Annotated in this window: 13 protein-coding genes; 7 read left to right on the top strand and 6 right to left on the bottom strand. The window is 53.6% G+C overall.

What is annotated here, in order from left to right:
- Positions 1 to 13: 13 nt before the first annotated feature.
- The 3 genes from paaK to paaY all read left to right on the top strand — a co-directional run bounded on the left by paaK (position 14) and on the right by paaY (position 3,004).
- Positions 14 to 1,330, top strand: a complete 1,317-nt coding sequence (paaK, locus tag UTO39_RS03665; protein WP_320726501.1) for a phenylacetate--CoA ligase PaaK — start codon at positions 14 to 16, stop codon at positions 1,328 to 1,330.
- A 132-nt stretch (positions 1,331 to 1,462) separates the two neighbouring features.
- Positions 1,463 to 2,398 carry a phenylacetic acid degradation operon negative regulatory protein PaaX gene (paaX, locus tag UTO39_RS03660; protein WP_021241337.1) on the top strand — a complete coding sequence of 312 codons (936 nt, stop codon included), beginning with the start codon at positions 1,463 to 1,465 and terminating at the stop codon, positions 2,396 to 2,398.
- 9 nt (positions 2,399 to 2,407) lie between these two features.
- Positions 2,408 to 3,004: a phenylacetic acid degradation protein PaaY gene (gene paaY, locus UTO39_RS03655; RefSeq protein WP_253541858.1), complete on the top strand. Its 597-nt coding sequence runs from the start codon at positions 2,408 to 2,410 to the stop codon at positions 3,002 to 3,004.
- Here paaY and UTO39_RS03650 read toward each other — a convergent pair.
- Positions 2,913 to 4,184 (bottom strand): serine hydrolase domain-containing protein, encoded by a 1,272-nt coding sequence (locus UTO39_RS03650; protein WP_320726500.1) that lies wholly within the window; start codon positions 4,182 to 4,184, stop codon positions 2,913 to 2,915. The genes paaY and UTO39_RS03650 overlap by 92 nt on opposite strands.
- A 136-nt stretch (positions 4,185 to 4,320) precedes the next feature.
- Between UTO39_RS03650 and UTO39_RS03645 the strand changes: the two genes are divergently transcribed.
- On the top strand, positions 4,321 to 4,803 hold the full coding sequence (locus UTO39_RS03645) for a glutathione peroxidase (protein ID WP_320726499.1): 483 nt from the start codon (positions 4,321 to 4,323) through the stop codon (positions 4,801 to 4,803).
- A 245-nt stretch (positions 4,804 to 5,048) separates the two neighbouring features.
- Positions 5,049 to 5,744 carry a hypothetical protein gene (locus UTO39_RS03640; protein WP_320726498.1) on the top strand — a complete coding sequence of 232 codons (696 nt, stop codon included), beginning with the start codon at positions 5,049 to 5,051 and terminating at the stop codon, positions 5,742 to 5,744.
- Positions 5,745 to 6,010: 266 nt separating this feature from the next.
- Here the strand turns inward: UTO39_RS03640 and UTO39_RS03635 are convergent, their stop codons facing one another.
- Both UTO39_RS03635 and UTO39_RS03630 read right to left on the bottom strand, forming a co-directional pair.
- Positions 6,011 to 6,451, bottom strand: coding sequence for a hypothetical protein (locus UTO39_RS03635; RefSeq protein ID WP_320726497.1), 441 nt, complete (start codon positions 6,449 to 6,451; stop codon positions 6,011 to 6,013).
- Between the two features lie 467 nt (positions 6,452 to 6,918).
- Entirely contained in the window at positions 6,919 to 7,356 is a 438-nt protein-coding gene (locus UTO39_RS03630; RefSeq protein WP_320726496.1) for a VOC family protein, read from the bottom strand.
- Between the two features lie 361 nt (positions 7,357 to 7,717).
- On the opposite strand from UTO39_RS03630, the gene UTO39_RS03625 reads away from it, so the two are divergent.
- On the top strand, positions 7,718 to 8,641 hold the full coding sequence (locus UTO39_RS03625; RefSeq protein WP_320726495.1) for a LysR substrate-binding domain-containing protein: 924 nt from the start codon (positions 7,718 to 7,720) through the stop codon (positions 8,639 to 8,641).
- Positions 8,642 to 8,690: 49 nt separating this feature from the next.
- Here UTO39_RS03625 and UTO39_RS03620 read toward each other — a convergent pair whose 3' ends face one another.
- Positions 8,691 to 9,161, bottom strand: coding sequence for a hypothetical protein (locus tag UTO39_RS03620; RefSeq protein ID WP_320726494.1), 471 nt, complete (start codon positions 9,159 to 9,161; stop codon positions 8,691 to 8,693).
- A 287-nt stretch (positions 9,162 to 9,448) separates the two neighbouring features.
- On the opposite strand from UTO39_RS03620, the gene UTO39_RS03615 reads away from it, so the two are divergent.
- The gene (locus tag UTO39_RS03615; RefSeq protein WP_061098307.1) at positions 9,449 to 9,925 is read left to right on the top strand and encodes a WbuC family cupin fold metalloprotein; all 477 of its coding nucleotides are present in this window, start codon (positions 9,449 to 9,451) and stop codon (positions 9,923 to 9,925) included.
- Positions 9,926 to 9,988: 63 nt separating this feature from the next.
- Here the strand turns inward: UTO39_RS03615 and UTO39_RS03610 are convergent, their stop codons facing one another.
- The gene (locus tag UTO39_RS03610) at positions 9,989 to 10,462 is read right to left on the bottom strand and encodes a DMT family transporter (protein ID WP_253541868.1); all 474 of its coding nucleotides are present in this window, start codon (positions 10,460 to 10,462) and stop codon (positions 9,989 to 9,991) included.
- A gap of 14 nt (positions 10,463 to 10,476) precedes the next feature.
- A complete protein-coding gene (locus UTO39_RS03605) occupies positions 10,477 to 11,874 on the bottom strand; it encodes an amidohydrolase family protein (RefSeq protein ID WP_320726493.1) in 1,398 nt (465 codons plus the stop codon).
- Between the last annotated feature and the right edge of the window lie 12 nt (positions 11,875 to 11,886).

Genomic DNA, 11,886 nt, shown 5'->3' with positions numbered 1-11,886 from the left:
TGAGCACCCTACAATGACAAATACAACAAAGCTTGATCCGATTGAAACGGCCTCCCTTGACGAGTTACAGGCGCTGCAGACCGCGCGCCTGAAATGGACGCTGCACCACGCCTATAACAACGTGCCGATGTACAAACGCAAGTTTGACGCCGCGGGCGTTCACCCTGACGATTTCAAAGAGCTTGCGGATATCCGCAAATTCCCGTGCACCACCAAGCAGGACCTGCGGGATAACTATCCGTTCGATACCTTTGCCGTGCCGATGGAGCAGGTGGTGCGTATTCACGCGTCATCCGGCACCACCGGCAAACCGACCGTTGTCGGCTATACGCAGGGCGACATCGACAACTGGGCCAACCTGGTGGCCCGCTCCCTGCGCGCCGCGGGCGGCAGCGCGAAGGACAAAATTCACGTGGCATATGGCTATGGCCTGTTTACCGGCGGGCTGGGCGCGCATTACGGCGCCGAGCGTTTAGGCGCGACGGTGATCCCGATGTCCGGCGGCCAGACGGAGAAACAGGCGCAGCTGATCCGTGATTTCCAGCCGGACATGATCATGGTGACGCCATCCTACTGCCTCAACCTGATTGAGGAGCTGGAGCGCCAGATGGGCGGCGATGCCAGCGGCTGTTCCCTGCGCGTGGGCGTTTTCGGCGCCGAGCCGTGGACGCAGGCCATGCGTCGCGAAATCGAAAAACGCTTAGGCATTACGGCGCTGGATATTTATGGCCTCTCCGAGGTGATGGGGCCGGGCGTGGCGATGGAGTGTATCGAAACCGCCGACGGCCCGACCATCTGGGAAGATCATTTCTACCCGGAGATCGTCAACCCGAACGACGGCACGCCGCTGGACGACGGCGAGCAGGGCGAACTGCTGTTCACCACGCTGACCAAAGAGGCGCTGCCGGTGATCCGCTACCGCACCCGCGACCTGACGCGCCTGCTGCCGGCAACCGCGCGCAGCATGCGCCGCATGGACCGCATCAGCGGCCGCAGCGACGATATGCTGATCATCCGCGGCGTCAACGTCTTCCCGTCGCAGCTGGAAGAGGAGATTGTGAAGTTCGAACACCTTTCTCCGCACTACCAGCTGGAGGTGAACCGTCGCGGGCATCTTGATTCGCTTTCCGTGAAGGTGGAGCTGAAAGAGAGCAGCTTAACGCTGACGCACGAGCAGCGCTGCCAGGTGTGCCACCAGCTGCGCCACCGCATTAAGTCGATGGTGGGGATTTCCACCGACGTAATGATTGTGAACTGCGGCAGCATCCCGCGCTCGGAGGGGAAGGCCTGCCGGGTGTTTGATTTGCGTAAAATTGCGGCCAACGGTTGAGTTTCCCTCACCTCAGCCCTCTCCCAAAGGGAGAGGGTGTAAAAGTTCCCTCTCCTTTTGGGAGAGGGTTAGGGTGAGGGGCTATCCCAGAATCCTATGCTATGATTCATCCAGGACAAAAATAACAACAGAATGAATCACATGAATAAACTCGACGCCTTTATCCAGCACGCGGTCAGCTCGGTTCCCGTCAGCGGAACGTCGCTTATCTCCTCGCTATACGGTGACGCGCTTTCCCACCGCGGCGGCGAGATTTGGCTCGGCAGCCTGGCAGCCTTACTGGAAGGCATGGGATTTGGCGAGCGCTTCGTGCGCACCGCGCTGTTTCGCCTCAACAAAGAGGGCTGGCTGGACGTTTCCCGCATCGGGCGGCGCAGCTTTTACCGCCTGAGCGATAAGGGGCTGCGCCTGACGCGTCGCGCGGAGAATAAGATCTATCGCGCAGAGCTGCCCGCCTGGGACGGCAAATGGCTGCTGCTGCTCTCCGAAGGGCTGGATAAAACCACCCTTGCCGACGTCAAAAAACAGCTGATCTGGCAGGGGTTTGGCACGCTGGCGCCGAGCCTGATGGCCTCGCCGTCGCAGCATCTGGCGGACGTGCAGTCCCTGCTTCACGATGCCGGCGTGGCGGAAAACGTGATTTTCTTTGAAGCCCACTCGCCGCTGGCGCTTTCCCGCGCGGCGCTGCGTTCGCGGGTGGAAGAGTGCTGGCAGCTAACCGAGCAAAACGCGATGTACGAGTCGTTTATCAACTCGTTCCGCCCGCTGCTGCCGCTGCTGAAGGAGGCCGCGCCGGAGGAGCTGACGCCGGAGCGCTGCTTCCAGATCCAGCTGCTGCTGATTCATTTTTATCGTCGCGTGGTGCTGAAAGATCCGCTGCTGCCGGAGGAGTTACTGCCCGCGCACTGGGCGGGACAAAGCGCCCGACAGCTCTGCATTAATATCTATCAGCGTGTCGCGCCGGGGGCGCTGGCGTTTGTCAGCGAGAAGGGGGAAACCTCCGTGGGCGAGCTGCCCGTGCCCGGCACGCTCTACTATCAACGCTTTGGTGGCCTTACAAGCGCATAAGGAGTGAAGATGCCAGTTTATCAAATTGACGGTCTGACGCCGGTGGTGCCGGACGAGAGCTATGTTCACCCAACGGCGGTGCTGATTGGCGACGTAATTCTGGGTAAAGGCGTTTATGTTGGCCCTAACGCCAGCCTGCGCGGTGATTTTGGCCGTATCGTCGTGAAAGACGGCGCCAACATTCAGGATAACTGCGTCATGCACGGTTTCCCTGAGCAGGACACGGTGGTTGAAGAAGACGGTCATATCGGCCATAGCGCCATCCTTCACGGCTGCATCATCCGCCGTAACGCGCTGGTGGGCATGAACGCGGTGGTGATGGACGGGGCGGTCATCGGTGAAAACAGCATCGTCGGCGCGGCGGCGTTCGTGAAGGCGAAAGCGGAGATGCCCGCCAACCACTTGATTATCGGCAGCCCGGCCAAAGCGATTCGCGAGCTGAGCGAGCAGGAGCTGGCGTGGAAGCGGCAGGGCACGCGGGAGTATCAGGTGCTGGTGGAGCGCTGCAAGCTAACTATGCACCAGGTTGAGCCGCTGCGCGAGGCTGAGCCTGACCGGAAACGGCTGACGTTTGACGAGAATTTAAGGCCGAAGTCGGCGGTGTAGGGGTAAGGCCGTCTTTTTTCGCCATATCCATCAATAGCGCGATGCCAATATAGTTGCTCCAGTTAAAGGTATTTTGCAGCACCACCACCGCATTGCCTTTCTCTTTGTCATAACCGATAAAGCTGGAGTAGCCGCCGATATAGCCGACCTGATAGGTGATTTTTTCCAGACCGATAAAGTCGGTGGTCCAGGCAATGCCCTGCACCCCGTCGGGGCGTTGAATATCGGTATTTCTGACTTCGTCAAAGACGCTGTCCAGCAAGGGATTGTGGGTCACAGAGACGTGATAGCGGGCATAGGCCGCCAGATCTTCGGCGTTGCTGTACAAGCTCGCTGCCGCCACCATGTTGTTGGAGAAATGCCAGTCTGGCGTCAGCTGCCCGCGCGGGATAAATTTCGGCTGATCGCCCGCGTGGCCGAGCGCCCGCTGCGGGTATCCTTTGAGCTTCTGGGGCGTAAAGCTGCTGTTAGCCATGTGCAGCGGACGGAAAATATAGCGCGAGGCTAAACTCTGAATATCTTCCCCGGTTTTGTGCTTCAGGATATAGCCAATCAGGGCGTAGCCGGTATTGGAGTATTGCGGCGTTTTATTCTTCGGCGCGCGCCAGTTGGCGAGATAGTTCAGCACGTTATCGCTGTCCAGATCACCGTAGAAGTTATCACCCGTGCTTAAGTAGCGGATGAATTTTCCGAGCATCGGAACATCCATATTCTGGCGCGGAAGGCCGGAGGTGTGGGTTACCAGCTCCAGCAGGGTGATTTTTTGTGCATCTTTGCTCAGCGGCGTTCCCGCCGGTAGCAATGTTGCCAGGCTGTCGTTCCAGTTCAGTTGCCCCTCACTGACCAGACAGGCCACCACTTCCGCCGTGATCCCTTTGCTGAGCGAGCCGAGCGCGAACAGGGTATCTGGCTTGACCGGGTAACGATTGACCGCATCGGTAACGCCCCAGGTATAAAACTGCGGTGAGCCGTGATTATGGATCACCGCGACCGTCATTCCTGGAACGGATTTTTGCGCCATGTAGTGACGCACCACGCTGTCAACGTCGCCATCCAGCGATTCATGGGTGAGGAGTTCCTGGGTACCTTCCGGGGAGGACATTTGCGAGAGCGTGCCACAACCGCTGAGTAGTGGGATGGTAAGCAGAAGCCAGCAAATTTTTTTAGTGATGTTCTGCATACCTGATAGCGAGTGTGATGGTCATTGGCGCGGCGGGAATGTATCACACTTAGCCTGTGTGAATGTAAACTTTCTGTACGGAGGCCGCCGCGCTGGTGGTCAGGGTGACTTTTCTGCCTGCTTTGAGGATTTCAGCATGACACGCTTTCATCAACTTAACGCCACCAGCCTGGATGGCCGTCTTATCTCAATGGACGACTATGCGGGGAAGGTGGTTCTGGTCGTCAATACCGCCAGCCAGTGCGGCTTTACGCCCCAGTATGCGGGCCTCGAAGCGCTATACAAGAAATACGCCGAACAAGGGTTAGTGGTGCTGGGTTTCCCCTGCAACCAGTTCGGTAAACAGGAACCCGGCGACGCCGATGAAATCTCAAAGACCTGCCACATTAACTACGGCGTGAGCTTCCCGATGTTCGAGAAGGTCGAGGTTAACGGCAGCGCAGCGCACCCGCTGTTTCGCTATCTTAAAAACGAATTGCCCGGCGTGCTGGGGGGGCGGATTAAGTGGAACTTTACTAAGTTTCTGATCGGACGCGACGGTAAACCCCTCAAGCGTTTTGCACCGATGACCACGCCAGAGAAAATGGAGAGGGCGATTGTGGAGGCTTTAGGGGGGTAGGGGGTTGGTATTGGAATTAGTCACTAGTCTGGTACTAGAGGAATTCATGTTGTTCGCTTTGTGTTAGAAGCGGAAGTTGTTAACATTCCTATACAAAGGTAGAACTGTTAGGTGAACACTTCAAACCAAACTCTTTGCCACGTAATAATTTAAAACCAAACAATAAAATGGGAAGATATACAATTGGAAGCGTATTTTTTAATGTTACATGTCTGCTGTTCATAAAGCCCTGATGGAAATTTACTATGAATGATAAGGATGAGGTCATGAGAGAGAAAATAAAGGTTTTTTTGCTATCGTTAGGAGTTGTCGCGACTGGGTTGCTGCTTCTGAAGTTCAAGCATGTTTTTATCGCATTTTCAGTTTTGTTCATCTACAGCTTTTATAAGCTATACACAGAAAGATATATGCTGGAAAAAATAATAAAAAGCGCATTTGCTATTAAGTTTTATAATGTAGTAATATGGTTTGTTTCATATGTATTGACGCTAAAAATGCTTAGTGTGATTTATGGTGTTGATGAGGAGTATTTGAAATATTCCCCTGCCGTTGTTGCTATCCCTATTTCTATTTGTATTTTGTACTTCTTCTTGGTGCTTGTCGCCGGCATATCCAGTGCAGTAGGCATGATTACTGGTAACGTTGTTGGCTTCCTCCCCGAACGGGCAAAGGTTTATTATGAGCAATCAATCTTTGTCAGGTTTGTTACCATACTTCAATCTCTGGTGATTGTTGTAGCAATACCGTTCTTACTTGCCGCTATATCTTCAGATTATGTCGCAAAGATAGCTATCTTGTCGGATGCGTCATTTGTATCTGATTGCGGAGTAAAGCAATGGGGGGTGATGTATCTAAGGAGAAACAACAATGAGTGCTATAGGTTTACTTTAAATAGGAATGTGTTTAGTGAACAGCCAGTGATTGTGAATTCAAAAAAATAGAAAGGTGGGTTTCCCAGCTTTGGCTTTTACAGGTAAATAACGAGCAATAGAGTTACGGGATAAATATATACGGTCCAACCAGATTCAGATACTAAAAAGTGATTCTACTCATCTTATTGCACATCATGAATCGCCACGGCTTCGGCAGCCAGCTTCCGCTTCTCGCTCAGAGTGGACATGCCATCCCTTGACCGACGGCTTCGAGCCAAGAGCGGATGGCGTTAACTTCATGGGAGTTAGATGAAGTTAGGCACAGGGAACGATATTTATTTGAACAATGCATTAAGTTCATTAGAAAAATCAATTATGGTAGCACCCACCAGGAAGTTTCCTCTTTTAGCTCGATGTTCTTTAAATAAGCCAACTGCTCGAAGTGAATACCGTTCAACGTTGCTGCTCATAACGATCTGAGCAATCACTCCTCCACTCATTCCAGCCAGCGATGGTATAGCTGTTGTACAGCTGATCGGTTCAAAATTGATATTTTTCTTTTTCCCATCAGGGATAAAGTGGAAGAAGATATCTTCTGTTATCCGATCATAGTGAAAATTGTGAAAGGTTAGGGCGAAAGGAGTCAGCCCTTTCTCTTGTCGCAGTTTATGTAGTTTGTTGTGCTTTGCAGGATAACCAATAATGACAAAAGATGATGTTTTAATATCTCCGGTATTATAGATAGAAGTGAATAAGTTGCTGTTAGGAATACCCATTGCAATCTTTTTCGGCAAAGGTATCACTGCATAATCTTGTTCATTATTAAAAAGAATTTCCAGATTATCGAACAGGAATTTAACACCATCAATTTACCATCAAGCAAGTAGAGAAAACCGCTTCCGACCAGTACAGCCTCCTGAGTGCTGAATTCTTTTTTGACGAAAAATGACACTAGCGCGCTCCGCCAGTCCAGAACTAGGGCCGATGTTAGATTTTTCTCTGTCCAATTTGGAACAAAGACTTCAATAGGCAGATAGGGATAAATCATGGAAGCGTTAGTTAACATGCTATACCTTGCATATTGTCAGATGAAATACATTCCCCATCAAAACATCTATTGAAGGCGTAATCAATTCAATAGATAACAGCCATTCGGCTTGCGGCAAGTTATCAGGCAGTACTAACGTCCGTTCTTCGCTCAAAGCGGACATCCCCACATGGAATCCAGGTCCTGCAAAAAATATCACCCCCGCAACCAGGGCGTAATCGTCAAACCCGTAAGCAAGCCTTCCGGGCTGAGCAGGCGAGTGACGGTTTGCCCCCATGGTTCCATACGGTTAGCCACCAGCAACCGATAGCCTTTTTCACTCAGAACTCGGGTAGCCGATTCCAGATCCTGCACCTCGTACTCAATCCAACCCTGCGGTATCGGGTGCTCAGCTGGCCACTGTTCTTCTCCAAAACAGGAGGTTGCCGCCTGCGCGAGCGGCCAGACGGCAAAATGCTTCACGCCTTCTAATTGGCCCTCTTCAGTGAGCAGATAATCACTATTCCCCTCCATCGGCTTCAGCGGCAGGCCGAGTGTCTGGATATAAAAGGCGATGCTGGATTCTGTATCGCGCGAAACAGGCCCGAACCCGGCGATAAACAAAACATCTACTCCCGGTAACGTCTGCGACATATCCACTCCGTAATGACCAAAAAACATTCTGAATTTACCTTACGGCTGGCTGAAATACGACTCTCAATTCTGGTGTCGCATTCACCGCGCCAGCTCGCTCACGACGGGGATCCGTATTGCCTTTCGCCCACGGAGCTGTATAAATCGTTGTTGCTGACCTTGGGGGCGATGACGACCGGTTCAACAATCTGTAAAAGCAGGGGTGCACTGCTTAAAAACGTACCGGATGTTAAACGTGCACAGCTTGGATCCATTCTCAGGGAATCACTGTTGACGTTTCCGCCTGAAGAACTGAGTGACAGGTAGCTGAGTGCCGATAATAAAAATAACACCCTGATCTCACCTCACTGAAAGGAAAAGTATGTCTTTACCGCCACTGTACGCGCTGCGCGCGTTTGAAGTTGCCGCGCGGCTGAACTCCTTCAGCAAAGCCGCTGAAGCATTGAATATCACTCCGGGCGCGGTCAGCAGGCATGTCCGGACGCTTGAAATGTGGTTCGACTGCGAGCTGTTTAAGCGGCAGGGGCCGAGAGTGGAGGTCAGCGAAGCCGGGCGTATTCTGGCCGGTCAGCTTAGCGAAAGTTTCTCGAACATTGAGTGGGCCTGTCGCGCATTCCGCAGTGAAAATCACCTTCTACGCCTCAAAGCGCCCAGCACCCTGACGATGCGATGGCTCCTGAACGTTCTCAAAACCTTTCGCGAGAACCATGCGAAACCGAAAATCGAAATCGCCAGCGTCTGGATGGACTTCGACACCGTTGACTTCAGCCGGGAGCCATACGATTGCGCGATCCTCCTCGGTAATGGCTATTTCGGCGAGTCAACGGAGAGCAGCCTGCTTTTCAGCGAATGGCTTATTCCTGTTTGTCCGCCGTCACTGCTTGAGTCTGCCCGGCACCAGCTTCCTGAGTGCGATCTTATCCATCCCTCTCCGGACAGGCGAGACTGGAAGCGCTGGCTGAAAAGAACAGGGCTTTTCCCCGGGCTCGACATGAGCGGCGGAATTGTGTTTGATACCCTCGAACAGGGGAGCCTCGCCGCCATGCACGGTCACGGCGTGGCGATGGCCGATCTCCGGCTCACGCTGGAAGCACTAAAAAGCGGCCTGCTCGCGCTGCCCTTCAGGGAGGCGATAGCAACGGGGGACGGCTACTATCTTGTGTGGCCGAAAAATTCGCTCAGGAGACAGAGTATTGAACGTCTGCTGGCGTGGCTTAACCTCAATTCGCCTGTCGTTCCTTCGCTGGATATCGTCTGTCTTGATTACAATGAAAAGCGAGTATGAAATAAAAAGCAGGATATTTCTCGCGAAATATCCTGCCTATTTAATGTACTCAGGCGTAGGGAATATTTGCCATTTTCTTATATCTTTCCGGCAGGGCACTGTTCAGGTTGAGTAATTTATCCAGAATATAAAGCGCAGGCGTTCCTTTTGCTCGCTCGGCGTCGATCAGCGCCGCGCGTATCACATTGGTAGCCGAAGTCATTTTGCTGAAATACTCTTCTGATTCCGGCGTCTGGACTTCACCGGACCCTGTATAACGCATCCGAGGCCAGTCCGCGAAGTCAGGCAGGGGTAGGGTTACATCGTCTTTCGGAATGTGTGCCGAGAGCAACTCTTCGGCGTTACCAGGATTGCGTTGAGCGAAAGACAGGAGATGCAGTCGATGGATGAATGGCGAAAGCGCCTCAGCGCGATCGCTATCTGATGAAAGTAACGTGATGAGCGCATGTATATTTTCACCGGCGGTGTTTTTTTCAGGTGAGGCCATTTTCATTAGATGAAATAAAACATCGAGTGTCATAGGTACTCCATACACATATATTATTATTTGAATTTTGCTATCAATTTCTGGCCTGCAATATACCAGTGATGGACGGATGGTATTTCAATGCGGTTACGTTTGAAAAACGATAAATAGTGGCAGTCAATGTGAGTTTTACTCAACGTGACGCTCTGGGCCCCAACATTGCAGATCCTCTCACTGCAGCGTTTTGTTTCACAAACGCCATAGCTCACCGGCTTTTCAGAATGGTATAACGTTGTGCAGCAATCGGCTTGCCATTAATCGCCACATTCGCAAAGGCTTATATGAAACAAATTACCTTCAGTGACCTGCAACAGCAAAGCGAGCAGGCCGCTAATTCTCCTCGCTTACGGGCGCATCGTAATTTACACCCTGATCTGAGCGACCCGGTGCAGCGCCTGGCTATCGCCATGGAGCCCGGCACCTATGTTCGCCCTCATCGCCACCCGCACACGTTTGAACTGCTGACGGCGCTGAGCGGTCGCTTTCTTGTATTGAACTTCGACGACAGCGGCAACGTAACCCGGCGCGTGGTGTTAGGCGAAGAGTGCAAGGTGCTGGAGATGGATGCCGGCACCTGGCATGCCGTGCTGTCTCTGGATAAAGGCGGCGTCATTTTTGAGGTAAAACACGGAGGGTATCAGCCTGTTCCCGAGCATGATACCGCCCCGTGGTCGCCTGCTGAAAACGAACCCGGCACAAAAGAGTTGATGGCGTGGTACGCCCAGGCGCAAGTGGGTGACGGCGGTTTTACCCTGTAATTGCGCGCTTAAGTGCCGGGCGATGACCCGCTTCTTCAGGCTACACAGGCGTGCCGTTAGCGTTCACTGCAAAAAACGTTCGGTGAAGCGATCGCCAAACAGCATGATGGCGAGCCCAACGAGCATGATGACCATTCCGCCCAACCGCATCGCTGAAACCGGACGACGCAGGGTACCCAGCAGACCAAAGTGGTCAATCACCTGCGACGAGAGCAACTGCCCGACAATCGCCAGCCCGAGCAGGGCGGAAAAACCAATTTTCGGTGCCAGCACGACATAGCTGAACAGCGCGCAGGCACCGATGAATCCTCCCGTCAGGCTCCACAGCGGTTGCGACGGAATTGCCGAAAGCGAGGTGGCTAATCCACCCCTTAGCAATGCGTAAATCCCAAGACTCACCGCCCCGGCGGTAAAAGAAAACAGGGCCGCCGTTACCGCATCACCGGCCAGACCCTTTGCCAGCTGGCTGTTGAGGGTTGTTTGCAGCGTAATACCCAGGCCTGCGGCAAAGGCGATGACGTAATAAACCATGCTCATCCGTTTCATTACCTTCAGTGCGCCTGATGCAGCGGCAGGAAGCTGTCCGCAAATATGTCAGGCTCATAGCCAGTGGCGGTAAAAAGATGCTGGCGTGATTCATCAATCGCTGCACGAAGGCGTGCGCTGTCCACGCCCAGCACGTTGCCGCCTTGCTTAACGATGCGTCCTCCAATCATCACGGTATCAATATTGCTGCGCTCAGCGGCATGCACAACCGTGCCAAAAGCATTCCCGGAGGGGTAGAGGTTGAGATCGCCCGCGTTAATCAGGATCAGGTCGGCCTGTTTGCCCGGCGTCAGGCTGCCTACTTTCTCCTGCAGCCCGGCGCACGCCGCGCCATCGATGGTGGCGGCCTTCAGAAGCTGGGAGGCCTGAAGCGTTTTCAGGGAGTGCGCGCTGCCGCAACAGGATTGTTGATGCATGCCCATGACGCGCTGCAGGTAAAACGCCACGCGCATCTCCATAAACATGTCGCCGCTATATGAGGTTTCATTATCAACGCTCAGGCCGGGCCGAATGCCGTGACGCAGGGCAGACTGAATGGCAAACATCCCGTCCTCAATGCCGTAGTGCGCGTCGGAACGAGGGCAGACGTTCACCCGCACGCCCGCATCCCGCAGGATCGCCCAGCCTTCGTCAGGCAGGGCCGTGCAGTGATTGAAGATATTGTCCGTGCCCAGCATCCCCCGCTGATGCAGCTCCGCAAGCTGTGAGGCCATTTCACCGCCGAAAAATTCAGTGACGATCGGTAGCCCGAGCCTGCGCGCCTCGGTCCACATATCAGGTTCCAGCTGGGCCATCGCCGCCAGTGAAACAAGGCTGTCCGGGTTGTTCCGAAAATACTTTTCCTGCAGGCGCTGCCAGTTTCCCGGCCAGTTTGCAGTGTCCCATTCCCCGGATACCGGCGCGCCAGAGGCGTGAATAGCGCGGATCCCGGCATCCTGAAGCGCCTCGACGGCGGCGTCTGAATGGGCGGCGCTGCGGCTGTTATGTGAGTTATCAATGACGGTGGTGATCCCGGCGTCAATACAGCCCAGCGCGGAGAGCAGGTTGCCAACGTACATATCGGCAGGGCGGTAGTATTTCGCAAAAGAGAAATGCGTGGCGTTGCAGTAGTCCTCCATCGATTCCGCGTTAGGGTTGATGCGACGCAATTGCCCCTCCCAGGCGTGGCGATGGGTATCCACCATCCCCGGCATGGCAATCATGTTTGTGGCATCAATAACCGTGGCTCCCTGTGCCTCCAGTTTTTCGCCGACGGCCGCAATCGTGGTCCCTTTGATGAGGATGTCGCCGCGTTCGATATTGCCCACGGTCTCATCCATGCTGAGGATCGTCGCGCCGCGAATCAGCGTCGCCGGGGAAGGGGTGTTCTGATTATTCACAATATTTCTTACGTAATCGGTCATTTTTTCGTCTCT

The sequence above is a fragment of the Enterobacter sp. 118C5 genome, from assembly GCF_034107645.1.
Classification (GTDB): domain Bacteria; phylum Pseudomonadota; class Gammaproteobacteria; order Enterobacterales; family Enterobacteriaceae; genus Enterobacter; species Enterobacter nematophilus.
Note: the sequence above shows the minus strand (reverse complement) of the source record. Positions and strands in the feature narration are given on the sequence as shown.